The sequence below is a fragment of the Ignavibacteriota bacterium genome (genome assembly GCA_016708125.1).
In the GTDB taxonomy this organism is placed as follows: Bacteria; Bacteroidota; Ignavibacteria; order Ignavibacteriales; family Melioribacteraceae.
Genome location: JADJGF010000001.1, coordinates 2,447,333 through 2,467,170, shown reverse-complemented (window position 1 = coordinate 2,467,170; position 19,838 = coordinate 2,447,333). Strand labels below are relative to the sequence as shown.

The 19,838-nt window shown below is 28.4% G+C and carries 15 protein-coding genes and 1 tRNA gene; 8 read left to right on the top strand and 8 right to left on the bottom strand.

Going from position 1 to position 19,838, the window contains the following annotated elements:
• Positions 1-242 precede the first annotated feature (242 nt).
• A complete protein-coding gene (locus tag IPH62_10820; protein MBK7105765.1) occupies positions 243-560 on the top strand; it encodes a hypothetical protein in 318 nt (105 codons plus the stop codon).
• Positions 561-625: 65 nt separating this feature from the next.
• On the opposite strand, the gene IPH62_10815 is transcribed toward IPH62_10820, so the two are convergent.
• On the bottom strand, positions 626-1,372 hold the full coding sequence (locus tag IPH62_10815) for an HU family DNA-binding protein (GenBank protein MBK7105764.1): 747 nt from the start codon (positions 1,370-1,372) through the stop codon (positions 626-628).
• Between the two features lie 246 nt (positions 1,373-1,618).
• Between IPH62_10815 and IPH62_10810 the strand changes: the two genes are divergently transcribed.
• Genes IPH62_10810 through IPH62_10800 form a run of 3 tightly spaced genes read left to right on the top strand, consistent with a single transcriptional unit; the run spans position 1,619 to position 6,978 of the window.
• Positions 1,619-3,655, top strand: a complete 2,037-nt coding sequence (locus tag IPH62_10810) for a hypothetical protein (GenBank protein MBK7105763.1) — start codon at positions 1,619-1,621, stop codon at positions 3,653-3,655.
• A 35-nt stretch (positions 3,656-3,690) separates the two neighbouring features.
• On the top strand, positions 3,691-6,504 hold the full coding sequence (locus IPH62_10805) for a T9SS type A sorting domain-containing protein (GenBank protein MBK7105762.1): 2,814 nt from the start codon (positions 3,691-3,693) through the stop codon (positions 6,502-6,504).
• 6 nt (positions 6,505-6,510) lie between these two features.
• Entirely contained in the window at positions 6,511-6,978 is a 468-nt protein-coding gene (locus IPH62_10800) for a DinB family protein (protein ID MBK7105761.1), read from the top strand.
• Here the strand turns inward: IPH62_10800 and IPH62_10795 are convergent.
• The gene (locus IPH62_10795) at positions 6,967-7,716 is read right to left on the bottom strand and encodes an RNA methyltransferase (protein MBK7105760.1); all 750 of its coding nucleotides are present in this window, start codon (positions 7,714-7,716) and stop codon (positions 6,967-6,969) included. The genes IPH62_10800 and IPH62_10795 overlap by 12 nt on opposite strands.
• 87 nt (positions 7,717-7,803) lie before the next feature.
• Here IPH62_10795 and IPH62_10790 point away from each other — a divergent pair.
• Positions 7,804-7,876: transfer RNA gene (locus tag IPH62_10790), tRNA-Thr, on the top strand.
• Between the two features lie 75 nt (positions 7,877-7,951).
• On the opposite strand, the gene IPH62_10785 is transcribed toward IPH62_10790, so the two are convergent.
• A complete protein-coding gene (locus IPH62_10785; GenBank protein ID MBK7105759.1) occupies positions 7,952-11,035 on the bottom strand; it encodes an efflux RND transporter permease subunit in 3,084 nt (1,027 codons plus the stop codon).
• A gap of 24 nt (positions 11,036-11,059) precedes the next feature.
• A complete protein-coding gene (locus tag IPH62_10780) occupies positions 11,060-12,127 on the bottom strand; it encodes an efflux RND transporter periplasmic adaptor subunit (GenBank protein ID MBK7105758.1) in 1,068 nt (355 codons plus the stop codon).
• Positions 12,128-12,348: 221 nt separating this feature from the next.
• Here IPH62_10780 and IPH62_10775 point away from each other — a divergent pair, with 221 nt between their 5' ends.
• Both IPH62_10775 and IPH62_10770 read left to right on the top strand, forming a co-directional pair.
• On the top strand, positions 12,349-15,855 hold the full coding sequence (locus IPH62_10775; GenBank protein ID MBK7105757.1) for a PAS domain S-box protein: 3,507 nt from the start codon (positions 12,349-12,351) through the stop codon (positions 15,853-15,855).
• A complete protein-coding gene (locus tag IPH62_10770; protein ID MBK7105756.1) occupies positions 15,856-16,473 on the top strand; it encodes a response regulator transcription factor in 618 nt (205 codons plus the stop codon).
• A gap of 184 nt (positions 16,474-16,657) precedes the next feature.
• On the opposite strand, the gene IPH62_10765 is transcribed toward IPH62_10770, so the two are convergent.
• Positions 16,658-17,086, bottom strand: a complete 429-nt coding sequence (locus IPH62_10765) for a hypothetical protein (protein MBK7105755.1) — start codon at positions 17,084-17,086, stop codon at positions 16,658-16,660.
• Positions 17,087-17,193: 107 nt separating this feature from the next.
• Positions 17,194-18,090, bottom strand: a complete 897-nt coding sequence (locus IPH62_10760; GenBank protein MBK7105754.1) for a helix-turn-helix domain-containing protein — start codon at positions 18,088-18,090, stop codon at positions 17,194-17,196.
• 173 nt (positions 18,091-18,263) lie between these two features.
• On the opposite strand from IPH62_10760, the gene IPH62_10755 reads away from it, so the two are divergent.
• The gene (locus IPH62_10755) at positions 18,264-18,728 is read left to right on the top strand and encodes a hypothetical protein (protein ID MBK7105753.1); all 465 of its coding nucleotides are present in this window, start codon (positions 18,264-18,266) and stop codon (positions 18,726-18,728) included.
• Positions 18,729-18,805: 77 nt separating this feature from the next.
• Here IPH62_10755 and IPH62_10750 read toward each other — a convergent pair whose 3' ends face one another.
• Positions 18,806-19,348 (bottom strand): autotransporter domain-containing protein, encoded by a 543-nt coding sequence (locus IPH62_10750; protein ID MBK7105752.1) that lies wholly within the window; start codon positions 19,346-19,348, stop codon positions 18,806-18,808.
• 82 nt (positions 19,349-19,430) lie between these two features.
• On the bottom strand, positions 19,431-19,829 hold the full coding sequence (locus IPH62_10745; GenBank protein ID MBK7105751.1) for a hypothetical protein: 399 nt from the start codon (positions 19,827-19,829) through the stop codon (positions 19,431-19,433).
• Between the last annotated feature and the right edge of the window lie 9 nt (positions 19,830-19,838).

The following is a 19,838-nucleotide window of genomic DNA, read 5'->3' as shown; positions in this document are numbered from 1 at the left end:
TTACGAATAAATATAATTATTAAATTTTAGGAAGTTTTAATAATGTTGAACAAATTATGGTGACATTTAAATACACGTTTTTTTCTAGAATATTTTATAGATATTCTGTTATTCCCGTTAATCTACTTTTACTGTTTTATATTTTTATTTCATTAATTTCAATTTCGAGTGATTGGAAATTAGTATTCCCGCTATTAATTAAAATTATTCTACTTTACATTTTTAACAGATTCTATTTTAAAATGTATAAAACATTTCCATTCAAAATTGAAATTAATAATGAGGAAATGATTTGTTCAGATTTTGTTTTAAATAATAGAAAAGTTACTATCAAACATTCAGATATAATGGATATTACCGGTGGAATTTTCTCCGGAAGAACCTATAAACCTCTGCAAGTTATTACCAATGAAACAAAAATTGGAATTAGCCCACATTTAAAAAACTATAATGAACTACTTAAAATAATTTTAACAAATGTAACTAAAAAACTTTACTTAAAACTTTTAGATGATATTAAGAGCAGCGCTATAAATAGTCCCAAACAGAAAAAGAAATAATTTTACTTATTTAAAATAAAAAGTCCGGCAAAAACCGGACTTTAAAACATCGTAAACCATAAAAATTATTTTGTAGGAAACACAGCATCTTGTAAAGCTTTACCAACTTTGAATTTAACTTTATTCTTAGCTGGGATAACAATAGCTTGACCAGTTGAAGGGTTTCTTCCGTTTCTCTTTTTTGTTTTACCAGTTGAAAATTTTCCAACTCCAGGTAAAGTAAATGTCTTCTTTGCATTATTAGCAATCAAGCCTGCTAATTCGTCAACAAAAGCATTAGCTGTTTTTTTTGTTACTTCCAATTTAAAAGCTAAATGATCAACAATATCTCCTTTTGTATAAGGACCTTTAGGAGCAACTGGTTTTTTAACAGCTGGTTTAGGAGCGGCTATTTTTTTTTCTGCAACTTTTTTAGCGGCTAATTTTTTTGCAGCTGGTTTCTTTGCAGCAACTTTCTTTGGTGCAGCTTTTTTAGCAACAGCTTTTTTTGGAGCAGCTTTTTTTGCAACTGGTTTCTTTGCAGCAACTTTCTTTGTTGCAACTTTTTTAGCAGCGGCTTTTTTAGGAGCAACTTTTTTAGCAGCAGCTTTTTTTGCAGCTGGTTTCTTTACAGCAACTTTTTTAGTTGCAGCTTTTTTTGCAGCAGCTTTTTTTGCAGCGACTTTCTTTGGTGCTACTTTTTTAGCAGCAGCTTTTTTTGGAGCAGCTTTTTTTGCAGCGACTTTCTTTGGTGCTACTTTTTTAGCAGCAGCTTTTTTTGGAGCAGCTTTTTTTGCAGCTGGTTTCTTTACTGCAGGTTTTGCTTTTGCCATTTTTTTTCCTTTATAGATTGTTAGTTAATGAATGCAGTGAAAAAATAATTATTTTATTTAATAAAAAAAAATTTTTTTATTAATATTTTAAAACTTTATTTCACCCTTACTGTGTCTGACTTTTAACGATTCTGTTATTTATATTTTTTTATGCTTTATAAAAGTCTAAATTTCGTTCTATCTAAACTGAATTTCGCAAATTTATTTTAATTAAATTTCAGCAGAAGAAATAAAAAAAATATAATTATGAAAATAAAATTGATGTTGTTTTTTTGTGTTATAACTTTATTTAATATTAATTTGCCGGCTCAAATCATTCAAATAGATAGCTCTAAAACCCTTATAAATATTGGCGATAGTACTGCTCAAGTGGATTCTTCAAATCAAATAAAATCAACTCCAAAATCATTTTTAAAAGTAACTGATGAAAATGAATATCAATACTTGGCGACATTTATTAAAAAAAAACAAGAACTAGATTTTGAAAATTACAGATACGCAATCGACTACTTAAATTTTCTTCCACTAACTTCACAACAAAATTTTAGTTTAGCAGGAGTTCCAAATATTCCATTTATATTTTTTCAAGAAAATAAAAATATTTCTTTCATTCACAATAATTATTCACTTTCTAATTCTTGGAATGGATCAAGTGATTTAAATTTAATTCCTTCTGAAAATATTTCTTCCATTGAAGTTATTCCTTTAGCAAGAGGATTTCTCTATAACAATTTAAATTCATCAGCAATTGCAAACATAATAACTCAAGACAGCATTACTGCAAAACCTATTTCAAGAATTAGATATTATCAAGCACCGGATTACGATGCTGCTATTGATGCTATATTTAGTGCATTAATATTTAGAGATTTGCATTTATCATATCGGCTTTCTAATTCAGCTTATTCAGGCGCATTTAAAAATTCAGAATATGGTATTTGGAAATCTGATTTAAATAGCATTTACAGAATTACTGACAGCATATTTGCAAAAGTAAATTATTATCATTTAAAATCTAATGTTGAACTGAATGGCGGAATAGATGTTGAAACACTTTTGGCAAATTCAGTTTCGCTGCAAGATGAACTATTTAATACAATCTCACCGGTTAATTTTGAAAACCGATACAAGGAAACTACGATAAATAAAGTCTCTGGAGATTTATATGGAATAATTTTACCGAATAGTATTTCAAGACTAAATTTTATATTTAACCAAACAGAGGAAAAGCTTAGACAGAATATTGATCTATCGACTAATGACAGTACCCGAATTTCAAACATGAATAAGTTTTCAAAATACTATTTTAATTTTCATCACAAACATTCCATTGAAGAATTTTCATTTAAAATAAATTTAGACTATTCTAATACGGATTATGGGATAGAATACTATAATGTTTACACTACTAAAAATAGTTATTCATTTTCCGCATTTGCAGATTATAACGTTATTGATAGTTTTATCGTTCCAGCAATTTATTTCAAAACAGGTAATTTTGAAAATCAGCTTACTAGGGGCTTGGGATTTGATGTTAAACTTAATATAAACAAGAATATTAAATTTATGTTCGGAACTTCTAAACTTAACCAGCCATATTTAATTTCCGAATTATTCTCCTTGCCAAAATCTGAACAAGCAAAAAACTATGTCACAAATTATTTTTTAACTTCAGAATTTACACTGCAAAATTTGAAAACTTCGATAACATATTTTGCAACAAATTCAGATCATACTCCCGTTCCAATTTTTTCAAATTCTGATTTTAACCTAAATTCTACAAAAATTATTTTCCCATTTACAGAGCAAGTTAAGAGAGAAGGAATTAATTTAATTTCGAATTTATTTTTTTGGAATATAGAATTTTTCATAAATGCTAATTACCTTTTGTCAAGTCAATCAACCTTAATTCCCAAACCAAGCAAGTTCAATATTTCTTCCGGAATTTATTACAGAGATAAACTTTACAATAATAATCTGGATCTTAAAACTGGTTTCAATTTCTATTTTAATGATAATATAGAAAATCAATTTTATGATTTTCAAATTATGAGATCTTCCAATTACTATTTTGTAAATGATGCATTAACACAATTCAAAAATTATTCAATTTCAAATACACAATTTAGAATTGATTTTACTTTAGCTGGAAGAATTCAAGACCGTGCAACATTTTATTTTGCTTATGAAAATATTTTATCAAATAATTATTACTCAATTCCATTTTATCCAATACCTGAAGGGGGAATTAGAATTGGCATTTCTTGGGATTTTATTGAATAATAAATTTAATTTCGAAAAATTACTTAGGATATTAAATGAAAAAGATAATTTTCACAATAATTCTATTCATATATAATTTAATTTTTTCTCAAGACTTTATTACAAATCCGGAATTCCCGACCGAAACCGATATAATTGAAATTACTTTCAATATTCAAGAATTGACAAGAAAAGATTTAGTTGGTTATATCGGAACACTTTATACTCACACTGGCGTAAATACAAATTTAGGGAACTGGCAATATGTAATTGGTTCTTGGGGTGATAATAATTCTCAGCCTTCGTTAACAAAAGTTTCAACCGATGTTTACAAAATTACAATTAATAATCCGCGGGAATTTTATAATCTAACAAATCTCAATGAACATATTTCTACATTAAATTTTGTTTTAAGAAGTTCAGACGGCACTAAACAATCTGAAGATTTATTTATTTCGCTTTTTGAAGTTGGTTTGAATGTTAAAATTCTTGAACCGCAATATTTACCATTTTATCCTTTATCAGGCGAAGAAATTAATTTTGTAATTGTTTCAAGTGATGCCGATAGTTTAAAATTATTTGTTAATAACCAAATTGTTGCTTCGACAAGTGAAGATACACTTCGTAAAACCATAATTGCAGAAGGCTCCGGAAGGCAATGGATAAAATTTATAGCAGAAGGAAATGGTGAAACTTTTATTGATTCAGTTCATTTTATAATAAGAGAAAATGTGACAATTGAAGAATTACCAAATGGAATTAAAACCGGTATAAATTATATTGATGCAAATACAATAACTCTTGCACTTTTTGCACCGAACAAAAAATTTGTTTATGCAATTGGCGATTTTAACAATTGGGAGTTTGATCCCGATTCTTCAAAATCGTGGGAATTTGATTCAAAGTATTATTTTAAATTAACTCCGGACAGTACAATTTATTGGATTACATTAAATAATCTAACTGCAAATCAAGAATATAGATTTCAATATCTAGTTGATGGAAAATTAAAAATTGCTGATCCATATTCTGATAAAATTTTGGAAGCGGAAGATAGTTTTATTTCAAATGATACTTATCCGAATCTTATACAATATCCAAATGATAAAACAAGTTTTTCGGTTTCGGTATTTCAAACTTCGCAAACTCAATTTCAATGGGAAGCAAATGAATATATAAAACCTGCACAAGAAAAATTAATTATTTACGAAATGTTAATTAGAGATTTTGTTTCAACACATAGTTATGAAACACTAATTGATACTTTAGATTATCTTCAGAAATTAGGTATAAATGCAATTGAGTTAATGCCGGTAAATGAATTTGAAGGAAACGAAAGTTGGGGCTATAATCCATCGTTTTATTTTGCTCCGGATAAATATTACGGAACTAAAAATGATTTGAAAAAATTTATAGATGAATGCCATAAAAGAAATATTTCCGTAATTATGGATATAGTACTTAATCATATGTACGGAAGATCATCGTTTGTGAGATTGTATGCTTCCGGAGATTATGGACCGGTAACTTCAGAAAATCCATGGTTCAATGTTTCAAGCCCCAATCCAGTATTTTCTTGGGGCTACGATCTTAATCATGAAAATATTACAACTCAAGAATTAGTTGATCGAGTAACAAAATACTGGCTTGAAGAATATAAGTTTGATGGGTTTCGATTTGATTTCACTAAAGGTTTTACAAATACAATTGGTGATGGAAGTTCTTTCGATCAATCAAGAATTAATATTTTAAAAAGAATGGCAGATAATATTTGGGAATTTGATTCAACAGCTTATATTATTCTTGAACATTTTGCACCGGATTCCGAAGAAAAAATATTAACAGATTATGGGATGATGGTTTGGGGAAACGTAAATTATAATTATAATGAAGCTACAATGGGATATAATGATAATTCGAATTTTGGAAGAATATCTTACAAGAATCACGGATTTACAAAACCTAATTTAGTCGGATATATGGAAAGTCATGATGAAGAAAGATTAATGTATAAAAATCTAACATACGGAAATGTTTTTGGTGATTATAGTATAAAAAATTTGAACACTGCTTTAGATAGAATAAAAACTGCAGCAGCTTTTTTTATTCTTATTCCTGGACCAAAAATGATTTGGCAATTTGAAGAATTGGGTTACGATTATTCAATAGATTATAATGGAAGAGTTGGAAATAAGCCTATAAAATGGGACTATTTGGAAGTTGAAGAAAGAAAAAATTTGTATAAAACAATTGCCGCATTAAATTATCTTAAACAAAATTACGAAACATTTTCCACATCAAATTTTACATTATCAACAATTACATCAACAAAAAAAATTCAACTTTCGCACGAAAGTATGAATGCTGTAATTATTGGTAATTTTGATGTAACGGAAAAAACAATAGTTCCGGATTTTCAAAATACTGGTAAGTGGTTTAATTATTTTAGCGGTGACAGTATTGAAATCACAAATACTCAAGCTTCTATAACTCTTGAGCCAGGAGAGTTTCACATTTATACAACAGTAAAGCTTCCAACACCAGAACAAGGAATTTTGGTAGACATTAAAAATGAAGAAGATAAAATTATTCCACATTTTGAACTTCTGCAAAATTTCCCAAATCCGTTTAACCCAAAAACAATTATACAATATTCAATTCCAATAACTGAAAAAATTATAACATCTAACGTGAAATTAGTAGTGTATGATGTTTTAGGAAGAGTAGTTAAAATATTCGTAAGTCAAGATCAAAAACCGGGGAATTATGAAGTAGAGTTTAATGCTAAAGAATTGTCAAGTGGGATATATTATTATAAGTTGAGTTATGGATCATTTTCTATAATAAAAAAAATGGTTTTGCTAAAATAGACTTTAATGAAAAAGTATTTTCTAAATTTGTTTGAATATAATAATTGGGCTAATTCTCATCTAATAAATAAATTATTTTTTATTCATGATGGAAAGGATGAAACAATTAAATTGATGAGCCATATTATTTCAGCGCAAGATACATGGCTTGAAAGATTAAAAGAAACACAAAATTACTCAATTGATATTTGGGAAATTTATACAAATAAAGAAATACAAATACTTTCAGAAAAAAGTTCAAATGAATGGAAAAAGTTTATTAACAAATTGAATGACCAAAGTATTCTGAATATTTGTAAATATCATAATTCTTCCGGAAATGAATTTTCAAATTCTTATCAAGAAATTTTCACTCACGTAATAAATCATTCAACTTATCATCGGGCACAAATAAATTCAAAATTAAAATTAAAGAATATTGAACCGGCTAAAATTGATTATATTTTTTATGAACGAGAAAAATTAAATAGCTGAAAGAATAACTGCCGCAGCCGCAGAAACATTCAATGAATCAATATTTCCTTTTTTGGGGATTGTAATTTTTGTATCACAAATTTCGACTAATTCTTTGGTTGGTCCAAATGCTTCGTTAGAAAAGATAATAACAGATTTTTGATTAAACTGATTTTTTTTGTAATCGATGCCATCCAAATCAGCTAAATAGATTTTATAATTACGCTTTTTCAATTCACTAATTTTACTCACCAAATCAATATCTTCAAAAATATTTAAATTAAATATTGCTCCCATGCTCGCTCTTAATACTTTTGGATTGAACAATTCCGCACATTCTTTACTTAACAAAACAGTTTTAACTCCAAACCAATCACAAGATCTAAGAATTGTTCCAACATTTCCGGGATCAGAAATATTATCCAAGCAAATAATAATTTTATCATTTATTAATTTTTCATTATGGGATGGAATTTCAAAAGACGCAATAATTCCCTGCGGATTTTTTGTGGAAGATAATTTTTCTAATTCAACATTATTAATAATAGAATATCTAATTTTTTTTGATAAAAGATTTTTAATTATTTCCGGAAAATTATTTTCAAAATCTTCTGTTATCAAAACTTCCAAACATTTGAAATTACTTTTTAATCCTTCTTCAAATAATCTTTTTCCTTCAATAATAAACTTTTGCTCAGAAATTCTATATTTTTTTTGAGTAAGTTTACTTAAGCTTTTAAGTTCAGATTTAGATATCACTTTTTGTCTATTAAATTTTTCTAAAAATGTAATTTATATTATTGCTTTGAATTACAAAATATATTAGATTTGGTTTCTCAAAAAAATGCTGGTGTAGCTCAATTGGTAGAGCAGCTGACTTGTAATCAGCAGGTTGCGGGTTCGAGTCCCATCACCAGCTCAAAAAGTTCGAAAATTATTTTCGAACTTTTTTATTTTAAACTTAATTAATTATTAATTTGTTCTGCAAACCAAATCATTTTGATGCTAATAATTCCTTATCAAAATTTTCAATAACAACATTACTTACTTCCTTTTTCTTATCAGATAAGAATGAATAAATTGCCGGCACAATAAATAAAGTTAATCCGGTTGAAAAAATCAATCCTCCAATAACCGCAATTCCCATTGAAACTCTAGCTCCCGATCCGGTTCCAAGTGCTAATGCAATCGGCAAAGTTCCTAAAATTGTTGATAAACTTGTCATTAAAATTGGTCTTAATCTTAAACTTGCTGCTTCCTTAACGGCATCCAAAATATTTAATCCTTGCGCTTTCTTTTGATTAGCAAACTCAACAATTAAAATTCCATTTTTTGTTACAAGTCCTATTAACATTATCTGTCCAATTTGACTAAAAATATTTAAAGTCTGATTGAAATACCAAAGAGAAAAAACAGCTCCGGCAATAGCAAGCGGTACGGTAAACATTATTATTAAAGGATCGCGAAAACTTTCAAATTGAGCCGCAAGTGTTAGGTAAATTAAAATTAGTGCAAGCATAAATGTAAATAATAAACTGGATGAGCTTTCAACAAAATCTTTTGATGCACCTTCAAGTGATGTTGAAAATCTATCATCAAGTACGTTGTCCGCAATTTTATCCATTGCAGCAATTCCATCTTGAATTGTTTTGCCCGGTGCTAAACTTGCAGAAATTGTTGCACTAACATATCTGTTAAATCTGAATAATTGCGGAGGGCTGCTTTTTTCCTTTAACGTTATAAGATTATCTAATTGTATAAGTTCACCTCGATTATTTCTTACAGAAATTGTAGTAAGATCAAGAGGTTTGTTCCTATCTTCTTTCAAAACTTGACCAATTACTTGGTATTGTTTTCCATTCATTACAAAAAAACCAAATCTTTGACCACTATATGCAAGCTGCAAAGTTTGCGCAATATCCAACGCAGAAACACCTAATTGTCTGGCTTTTGTTCTATTAATTTCTACAACTATTTCCGGTTTACTAAATTTTAAATTTACGTCAACATTTGCAAATGTTGGTTCATCTTGAGCCTTATTCATAAACTTTGGAACAACATCTTGAAGCTTTTCGAAATTTGGAGCTTGAATTACATATTGAACTGGAAGTCCGCCTCTTCTTGTAGAAATTGACTGACTCTGAATTACAAAAGATTTTGCATCACTCAAACCATTCATCATTATTGTAATTTTATCCGCAATTTCCTGCTGCGATCTATTTCTCGTATCAGCATCTGAAAGAGTAAGTCGCACAAAACCAGAGTTTCTTCCCCTTCCGCCGCCGGTTAAAGAAATCATTGCTTCAGATTCTTTGATAGAATCTTGAAGTAATTTAACGGTCTGCATTATGTAAAAATCCATCAGTTCGTAAGATGTTCCTTCCGGCATTTTACTTTCTACTCTTACTTCACCTCTATCTTCAATTGGGGCAAGCTCTGATTGCAAATTGGAACCGATTAAAAATATTGCTCCAAAAGAAACAATAACAATTGGAATTGCCAGCCATCTTATTTTCATAAATGACGAAAGTGCATTTTTGTACGCAAGTTCAAATGATTTAAATATTGGTTCCGTTTTTTTATAAAACCAATTTTGATTTTCGATATGTTTAAGAAATCTGGAGCTTAACATTGGTGTTAAAGTTAATGCAACAAATGCCGAAATTATAACGGCACCTGCAATAACTACACCAAATTCTACGAATAATCTTCCTGTAATTCCTTGTAGAAACATGATTGGTAAAAATACGGCAACCAAAGAAACTGTTGTGGAAATTACTGCAAAGAAAATTTCTGAAGTTCCTTTTATCCCGGCATCAATGGGGTTTAATCCGTCTTCGACTTTTTTATAAATATTTTCAAGAACAATAATTGCATCGTCAACAACAATTCCAATTGCTAAAACAATTCCTAAAAGTGTAAGCACATTAATTGAAAAATCTGCAATATACATTATAAAGAATGTTCCAATCAACGAAACTGGTATAGCAATAATTGGAATTAATGTTGTACGCCAATCTCGTAAAAAAATAAATATTATTAAGATTACAAGTATAAATGCGAGAAAAATTGTTTCCTGAACTTCTGATATTGAATTTCTTATATATTTTGTAACATCAAACCCAATTCCTAATTCAATATCCGCAGGCAAATCTTTTTTAAGCTGTTCTATTCGCTTGTAAAATTCATCTGCTATTTCAATATAATTTGCGCCGGGTTGAGGTACGAGTACAACCCCAACCATAGGAATTCCATCGCGCCGTAAAATTGATTTATCATTTTCAGGATATAATTCAGCTAATCCAACATCTTTAAATCTTACAATTGCGCCGCTTACTTCTTTTATCGTAAGGTTATTAAAGTCATCAATTGTTGTAAGTCTGCCCAAAGTTCTTACTGTAAGTTCGGTATTCTTTCCTTCAATACTGCCGGAAGGAAGTTCAATATTTTCTCTATTTAATGCATTTCTTATATCAAGCGGAGTAATATTGTAAGCGGCAAGTTTTGTTGGATCCATCCACAATCTCATTGAATATCGCTTTTCTCCCCAAATCATTACTTGACTTACGCCGGAAATTGTTTGTAATCTTTCTTTAAATGTATTTAATGCAATATCCGATAATTCCAACAAAGTTCGTTTATCGCTTTTTACATTTAGAAAGACAATCGGCACGGCATCTGCATCAGCTTTAGATACAATCGGGGGATCAACATCGGCAGGTAAATTTCTTTGCGCACGTGAAACTCTATCACGTACATCATTTGCTGCAGTTTCCAAATCAACATTAACATCAAATTCTACCGTAATATCGCTTCTTCCATCTCGGCTAACGGAAGTTAAAGATCGAATTCCGGCAATTCCATTAATTTGTTCTTCAAGCGGTTCGGTAATCTGAGATTCAACAACATCAGCATTTGCGCCAATATATGAAACTCCAACACTAATAATAGGCGGATCAACACTTGGGTATTCACGAATTCCCAAATATGTATATCCAATCATTCCAAATAAAACAACTACTATAGACATTACAATTGCAAGAACTGGTCGCCGAATACTAATTGATGATAAACTCATAATATAATCTTTCTATCTAATATTTTATTTTACCGATTTGATTTTTATTTCCATTTCCGGTCTAAGTTGAATAATGCCAGAAATAATAACAGTATCCCCCATTTCAATTCCATTTACAATTTGAATATTTTCTTCGGTCCTAATTCCAGTTGAAACTTTACGTGGAATAGCTTTTCCATTTTTGAACAAAAATACTTTCTCACCTTCAATATCCGGAATCAAAGCATCAGTTGGAACTAACATTGCGTTAGTTATATTTTCTAAAACGATATTTATTTCTACATACGCTCCGGGCAGAAGAATTCCATTATTATTTGGTACGATTCCTCTAACTAATATTGTTCGCGTAGTTTGATCAATTTTGGGTTCAACGGCATAAATTTTTCCAGAAAATATTTTTTCCACATTGGGAATTGCAAATTCAATACTTTTTCCAATTTTAATTTCACTATAATATTTTTGCGGAACTGCAAAATCAACTTTAATCGGATTTATACTTTGTATTGTTGCAACTTGTATTTGCGGCGTAATATAACTTCCGATACTTACCGAACGTAACCCGACAATTCCATCAAACGGCGCACGGATTTCTGTTTTAGCAATCTGCGCATTAGTAAATTCAATATCTGCTTTTAGAGAATTTAATTCGTTCAGAACAATATCATATTCCTGCTGACTTGTAAGTTGTTTTTCAAGCAATTGTTTTGCACGAAATTCTTTTTCTTCAGAAAATTCAACTTTTAAAATATTTTTCTTTAAAGTTGCCTGAAGTTCAGCATCATTAATTTTAAGCAGCAATTCACCTTTACTAACTTTATTCCCTTCTTCAAAAAGTATTGAAGTAACTTTACCGGATGACTCGCTTCTTAATAAAACTTCCTCATTCCCAATTAAAGTTCCATTTGTAAAAATCTTGCTTTGAAGCAATTCCGGTTTGATTACTTTAAGGTCGGCAATTAGCACATCTTTCTTATTCCCAGTTTGATTTAAACTCATTTTATTTTTTTCTGTAAATAGAAATTTCGGTAAAAACAAAAGTGCTAAAACAACTATTACAACAGAAATAATTAAAATCCGTTTCTTATTTTTCATTTCATCCTACTTTAAAAAATTAATAAGAATCAATTCTATTAAGCGAAATATAAATAAGTAATTTCTTTTTTATTGTTACAATTTTTCAATACAAAAGTGAATTAAATCAATATTGCGATAAGACGTTATTAAAATCACTATTTAAAATAGTTTATTTGTTTATTTCTTTATATTTTTTTTGAAATTCATTTTATGAATTCAACAATAACTCAGAGTGTGTGATGAAAGAAAATTTAAATTTATTTTCTAAAAAAGAATTGATCAATAAGATTATTGCTTTGGAAAAACAAATCAAAAAAATAGAAAGCAATAAAAGTAATTCGAATGAAAATATTGATGAACCTACAGAATTAAGCAAACAAAACAACTTTGATATTTTTAATAATTCAATTCACGCATTATACATTTTGGATGAAAATGGAAAATTTATTGATGTAAATAATGCTGCTGAAAAAATGTACGGCTATTCAAGAAATTATTTTAAAGGAAAAACTCCAAATTTTATTTCTGCACCTAAAAAGAATAATATGAAATTGGTTTTTGAAAACTTAAAAAAAGCTCTTAACGGTGAACCGCAGCAATTTGATTTTTGGGGAATGAGAAAAAATGGCGAAATTTTTCCCAAAATTGTAACACTTAACAAAATTAATTATTTGGGGAAAAATGTTATTGTGGCTTATGGAATTGATATTACACAAAGAAAAAAAATTGAAGCACTTTTAGAAAAAAATGAAAAATATATTAATAGCATTTTCAATTTTGCTCCCGTGGGTATTGGAGTTGCGTCAAATGGAATTATTTCAAAAGTAAATCATAAATTTTGTCAAATTACCGGTTATGATGAAATTGAATTGCTTGGGAAACCTTTATCCAAACTTTTTCTTAAAAAAAATGAATTTGGTCGTGTCAGTAAATTTAAATTTGATACAAAAGAAATAGAACAAAGTAAAACAATTGAAACTAAATTCTTGCGCAAAGAAAAAAAAATTATAGATGTTCAGCTTACATCTACATTAATTGATAAAAATAGTCTCGAAAGCGGAATTACCTTCTCAATAGTTGACATTTCCGAAACGAAATTAGTTAATGAAAATATCAAAGAAAGCGAAAGAAAGTTTAGATTATTAGCTGAAAATATGCAGGATGTTATTTGGACTATTGATTTAAAAGGTTACTTCACTTATTTAAGTCCATCTTTTAAAAATGTAATTAAAGAAAATCCAGAAAATATAATTGGTCGTCATATAAAAAATTTTATTAATCAACAAGACTATCAGCATATTAGAAAAAGTATAAGAACATTTACTAAAACCGGCAAGGAATATCCGAATTGGGAAATTGAATATATAAGAATAAATAAAAACAAAATTTGGATTGAAACAAAAGTTTCAATTCTTCGGGATGATAATAAAAAACCAATTGGCTTTTTAGGAATTTCAAGAAATATAAATGATAGAAAAAATGCTGAGTTTGCACTTAAGGAAAGTCAAAATAAATATGTAGAACTTTCAAGATTATTTGTAAGTATGGCAGATAATATTGTAGATATGATTTGGGCAAAAGACTTAAAAGGAAATTTTATTTTTACAAATAAATCTTTCTGTAAAAATCTTTTAAACGCAAAAAATGTAAAAGAGCCAATCGGAAAAAACGATATGTTTTTTGCAAAACGAGAACGAGAAACACATTCCCAAAATCAATATTGGCATACGTTTGGTGAACTTTGTATGGATTCTGACTCAATAGTTTTAAAAACAAAAAAAGCAGGAAGATTTGATGAATTTGGAAATGTAAAAGGTAAATTTCTATTTCTGGATGTTTACAAAGCTCCGTTATATAATGATAAAGGCGCAATAATTGGTACGGTTGGAAGTGCAAGAGATGTAACTAAAGAAAAAGAAACAGAAAGAAAATTAATTGAAAGTGAACAAAAATTTAGATCCTTATTTGAAAATATGAACGAGGGTGTATTTTATCAAAAAAATGATGGAACTTTATCAGATATTAACAAATCTGCTTTAAATATTTTTGGAATCAACAAAAGAAACTTTATCGGCTCGAACTCAGAAGATACAAGATGGAATGTAACCGACAAACATTCCAAATACTTGCCGCCTGAAAAACATCCTTCGGTGGTTGCATTAAAAACCGGAAAAAGTATTATTAATTATGAACTAATTCTTGAAAATTTAAAAACTCAACAAAAAATATGGTTATTAGTAAATGCTATTCCTCAATTTAAATATTCTGAAAAAAAACCCTATCAAGTTTTTGTAACAATGCATGATATAACTGAAAATAAAAAATCAGAAAAATTAATTTTGGAAGGAAAAGAAAAATTCAAACAGTTATTTGATAATATGCGCAATGGCGTTGCCATTTATGAAGCAATTGATGGAGGTAATAATTTTATTCTTGACGACTTAAACAAAGCCGGCGAAGATTTAAGTGATTTAAAGAAATCTAATATCTTGCATAAAAAAATTACAACTATTTTTCCAGCTATAAAAAATTATGGGATTCTGAAAATTTTTAAAGATGTTTACAAATTTGGTAATTCCCAATATTTTCCGCTAAAAATTTATAAAAATGGAAAAATAGAAAGGTGGTTTGACCTTTATATTTTTAAATTGCCTAATAATCAAATTGTTGCAATTTTCAAAGATTCCAGCGTTGAAATGAAAGCTTTGGAAGCATTAAAAGAAAGTGAAGAAAATCTGCGAGCTGTTTTAGATGTATCTCCGGATATTATTGTTCTTGTAGATAATAAAGGAAAATTACTTGAATCAAATGAAAAATTAGAAAAAGCTCTTGGTGTGGAAAGACAAAACTTAATAGGTTTTGAAATTCTTAATAAATTTGATAAGGAAGTTAGAGATATTAGATTTGATGTTTTTAAAAAAGTATTAAGGACTAAAACAAAATATATATACAAAGATAAATCACATAAAAAAATTTGGGAGAATACAATTATCCCAATTTTAGATGAGAAAAATCGTGTTAACCGTTTTGCAGTTTATGCCTCTGATATTACCGATAAAGAATTATTTGAAACAAAATTAAAAGAAACAAATGATACGCTTAGAAATTTATCTAAACACATTACAAATATTAGAGAAGAAGAAAGAAAAAATATTGCCAGAGAAATTCATGATAATTTAAGCCAAATTTTAACCGCAATAAATATGGATGTATCTTGGATTAAAAATTTATTGCCGGATAATCTTGCTGATATTAAAGAACGATTTAATCCGCTGCTTAAATTAATTGATAACTCAATTTTAACTGTACAAAAAATTAGTTCGGAACTAAGACCCGGAATTTTGGATGATCTGGGATTAGTAAATGCAATTGAGTGGCAATCAAATGAAATAAGCAGAAAAACTAATTTATTTATAAAACTAGATTTACCCGAAAATGAAATTGAATTGCCGGAAGACAAGCGAATAGCGGTCTTTAGAGTTTTCCAAGAATCAATGTCAAATATAATTCGACATTCAAAAGCTAAAAATTTAAAAATATCGTTAAAGCAAAAATCAGAAAATATTTTCTTGGAAATTATTGATGACGGCGTTGGAATTGAGCAGACTAAGCTTCATGATAATAAATCTTTTGGTATTATCGGCATGAGGGAAAGAATTCTAGCAATTGACGGGAAGATTAAATTTTTAAGAAATACAAAAGGCGGAACAACTGTTAAAATTAATATTCCACTTGCAGAGGAATAAATGAATATACTTATTGCTGATGATCATGCAATTGTAAGAAAAGGCTTAAAACAAATTGTTTCATCACTTCCGCAAATTAATCTTATTGATGAAGTTGAAAACGGTAAACAGGTTATTGATAAATTTGAAATTGGCAAATATCAATTATTGATTTTGGATTTATCAATGCCAAACTTAACCGGATTGGATACATTAAAAATATTAATAAATAAAGACCCGGAAATTAAAGTATTAATTCTAAGTATTTATCCGGAAGAACAATATGCAATTAAAGCTTATAAATACGGCGCTTTTGGATATATAAATAAAAATGCCGCCCCAACAGAACTCAAAAAAGCAGTGGAACAAATTTTAAATGGTAAAAAATATTTAAGCAATTCTTTAGCATCACAAATGTTGAATTTAAAAGATTTTGAAAAGCCAATTCAGGAAAGATTATCTAAAAGAGAATATCAAATAATGATAATGAGCGCCGAAGGGATTTCCGCAAAAGATATTGCAGATAAATTATCGCTTAGTCCAAAAACAGTAAGCACATACAGAGCCAGAATTTTAGAAAAAATGAATTTTGAAAACTTTGTTCAAATGATGCATTACCTCAATGTAAATAAATTGTAAGATAAACCTTACAATATTTTAAGAAGATCTTTCCAAGAAAATTACTTATTATAATTATTAGCGGTAAACAATATGTATTTACGCAAAATTTAAATAATTTATTTTTTGATAAATATTCATAGTTTTGAACTAAATAGCATCTTAGTTCTGGGGCACGTTTGGGGGAATTGTGCCCCCTTTTTTTTTAAATTGATTTGTCAATTAGTAATCCATTTGTCGTATCTTTCGAACTAAACAATGATTGCAGAAAAGTATCAAATTCATCTTGTGAAATTTCACCAGATTCTTTTTTTTCCATATACTCTTTAATTAAATCAATAGTTTCCTTGTCTTCAACTGGTGGACGATTTCCAAAACCATCCGGAGGTTTCATCCCTTTTGGTTTTTCAAAACCAGCTTCTTCCATAATAACTTTCATATCTTCACCTGGACCAATTTCTGATGATTTTATTTCTTCCATCATACTTTTCCAATTATTTTCGGTCATGTTACTTGAATCATAATTTGAAATTATTTCTTTTAACGTAGATTTTTGTTCGTCAGTTAAAGAATTATTTACTTTCATTTGCGGATAAAATTGTGCACTGTTTGAATTACTTACACTACTTATCATTTTTTCCTCTCAATTTTTTTGATTAATTAAATTTTTAACTACACTTAATTTTCGGGAATAATAATATTTTGTGAATGGTAAAAAAATGATAATTGATGGTTAAAAAATTATATACTAGATTCTCTATATTCAACGGGTGTTTGCTTAGTATTTTTTTTGAAAAATTTATTGAAATTTGTAGGATCATTAAATCCAACTAAGTACCCAATTTCTTTTATTGAAAAGTTTGAATGAATGAGATGCCTTTTAGTTTCAAGTAAAATTCTTTCTTCAATCATTTGTTTTGCGGTTTTTGAAATATTTTTCTTAACAATTTGATTTAGTTTATTTGGAGTTACAAATAATTTCATCGCATAGAATAAAACACTTTTTTCTTGGCTGAAATACTTATCAAGCAAATTTTTAAATTTGATAAAAACATTATTATCAACATTTAACATAAAAGGATATTTCACTTCATTAGAATTCATCTGTATTAATTTTAAAAGTAAAATTCTAATCGTACTTTCAATTATTGATTCTTGTATTTGATCATAAACCTTAAAGCTCTCATATTTTATTTTTTCAATGATTTCGCATATTGAATTAAATTCATCATTATTAAGTTTAATTTTTGGATTTTGGAAAAAAGTATTATATTCATTTAAATTCTGAATTAATTCATTTTCTCTTCCGCATTTATAAAGAAGTTGTGTTGGAAAAATTAGAACTGTTCCCTCAATATTATTTATATTTTCCAATCTTTGTAATTGGTCTTGCCTATAAATAAAAACAGATTGTTTTACAACTTTATACTTATGAATGTCTATCCATAAATCCCCATAACCATCTTTAATTAAAATAATTTGATTTAGAAATGTTCTTTCATTTTTTGTTAGAAAGTCAGCAATATTTGTATAGTAATCTTTGAATGAATGTATAGAAACGTTAGATTTTATTGTTTTAATCTTAGCAATATTCTGCAATTGTAGATTCTCGGGTTTATAATTCAAATAATTTTTCAAAATTAAATTATAGATTTTAGACATGTTTATAAATTGATAGGTTTAAAACCTTATACAAAATTTAGAGAATCGACTTAGGGTAAAAAATTTTCTCTTTCAAAACTTTTCTAAATGTACTCCGTCCTAATTTATGAAATCACAGAAAAATAATTTTTACATAAATGGAGGAAGCCATGAAGAACTTTAGCAAATTATTTCTAATAGTTCTAACTCTCCTTTTCACTACCGTATCTTTTGGTTTTACAAAAGAAAAATACAACCAAATTGAAGATAATTTAATTGTTGGAATAAACACTGATAATAGAGGTCTTCAAGTAAGCTGCGCTTTTTTCTTGGGCGAATTAAAATCTGAAAAAGCTGTTATTCCGCTTCTTAGAATGTTGAAAAGTGGAATTACCGAAGAGGAAAGAATTATCGCAGCACTTTCTCTATCAAAAATAAAATCTGAACAAGGAATGTATGCTGTTAAACAGAGAATAAAATTTGATGATAGTGAACGTGTTCAAAAATTATGCGCAAAATTTTATAATTGCTTTTTAGCAAATCAGAGAAAGCCCCAAGTAATTGTTGAACCTTTTGAAGTTGTAAATTTAAATTTAGAGTACAACGGAGTAAAATTAGCAGATTTTGTTAAATGAAAAGAATTTGAAATTTTAAATGAACGGTTGTTTTATTAACTTATTTTTAAAAACGACCGTTCACTCCCCTTACCGATTTAGCGAAATGAATAATCAATTCCTAAATCTAAAGCACTATAACTCAAAGTTCCGAAACCTATTCTTATGTTAAATGCCATTTTAGTGTTCAACCAATATCTCATTCCGGCTTGCGCTCCAAACCATAATCCACCTTTATCAACTTCACTAACATTCGCGTTTTCGACCAATATTTGTTTGTTAACATCATTAAAATCATAAGCAATAATTAATCCCGCCCAAGGATCAAATCTTTCATTTTTTAATTTAAAATGGTAATTGGTCTGAAATCCAAATAAAATATTTGTGTAATTCCATTCAACTTCCGGAAAAATTTCAGAATAACTCCATGATCTAAAAATTCCGCCAATACCTAATTTTCCTATTTTGGAATTTTCTGTGTTATCAAGATCAATTCCGTATTCATGGTTAATCCCTAATTGAACTGTGGAACCAAGAAATGAAAATCCTAATGATGGTCCCGATGTGTGCAAATTAGATTGAAATTGACAAAAAATATTTGAAGTTACAAAAAGTAAAAAAAATATGTTTTTTAACACCATCAAAATTCTCAAATATTTTAGTTTGTATTTACCAAAATAAAAAAATTAAATCATTTTTTTTGAAATTTCCTTAGTTTAACTTTTAATGTGAGTGACATGAACCGTTTTCATTTATTTCTAAAGTACCATTGAAAAGTTTTAAAGCTGCGTTTTCTGCAATTTCTTCATTTGTGAAAATTAAATTTTTGCCATTATTTATAAAATCTTCTTGTAATCTCCAGCCTGCAGAGGTGCAAATTAAATCAGTACAATCTTGCAAACCATCCAATAAATTTGAATGAGCTGAAGAATGTTCATGATTATGAGTATGATTGTGCGAATGATCATGATCATGGCTATGTTTATGATTAGTAAAATTATTTTCTCGTTTTTCTTGATTAACAATTTTTCCATCTAAAATTTCATAAACAAGAAAACCATTACATCTTCCAACATGTCCGGTTACTGTTTTAAAATCATCTGTTGCTACTGCTATTTTCATTTTATACCT

Bases quoted from the DNA above. Each gene is read 5' to 3' on its own strand.
- IPH62_10820 (MBK7105765.1), top strand. From the start codon at position 243: ATGTATAAAACATTTCCATTCAAAATTGAAATTAATAATGAGGAAATG.
- IPH62_10815 (MBK7105764.1), bottom strand. From the start codon at position 1,372: ATGGCAAAAGCAAAACCTGCAGTAAAGAAACCAGCTGCAAAAAAAGCT.
- IPH62_10810 (MBK7105763.1), top strand. From the start codon at position 1,619: ATGAAAATAAAATTGATGTTGTTTTTTTGTGTTATAACTTTATTTAAT.
- IPH62_10805 (MBK7105762.1), top strand. From the start codon at position 3,691: ATGAAAAAGATAATTTTCACAATAATTCTATTCATATATAATTTAATT.
- IPH62_10800 (MBK7105761.1), top strand. From the start codon at position 6,511: ATGAAAAAGTATTTTCTAAATTTGTTTGAATATAATAATTGGGCTAAT.
- IPH62_10785 (MBK7105759.1), bottom strand. From the start codon at position 11,035: ATGAGTTTATCATCAATTAGTATTCGGCGACCAGTTCTTGCAATTGTA.
- IPH62_10780 (MBK7105758.1), bottom strand. From the start codon at position 12,127: ATGAAAAATAAGAAACGGATTTTAATTATTTCTGTTGTAATAGTTGTT.
- IPH62_10775 (MBK7105757.1), top strand. From the start codon at position 12,349: ATGAAAGAAAATTTAAATTTATTTTCTAAAAAAGAATTGATCAATAAG.
- IPH62_10770 (MBK7105756.1), top strand. From the start codon at position 15,856: ATGAATATACTTATTGCTGATGATCATGCAATTGTAAGAAAAGGCTTA.
- IPH62_10765 (MBK7105755.1), bottom strand. From the start codon at position 17,086: ATGATAAGTAGTGTAAGTAATTCAAACAGTGCACAATTTTATCCGCAA.
- IPH62_10755 (MBK7105753.1), top strand. From the start codon at position 18,264: ATGAAGAACTTTAGCAAATTATTTCTAATAGTTCTAACTCTCCTTTTC.
- IPH62_10750 (MBK7105752.1), bottom strand. From the start codon at position 19,348: ATGGTGTTAAAAAACATATTTTTTTTACTTTTTGTAACTTCAAATATT.
- IPH62_10745 (MBK7105751.1), bottom strand. From the start codon at position 19,829: ATGAAAATAGCAGTAGCAACAGATGATTTTAAAACAGTAACCGGACAT.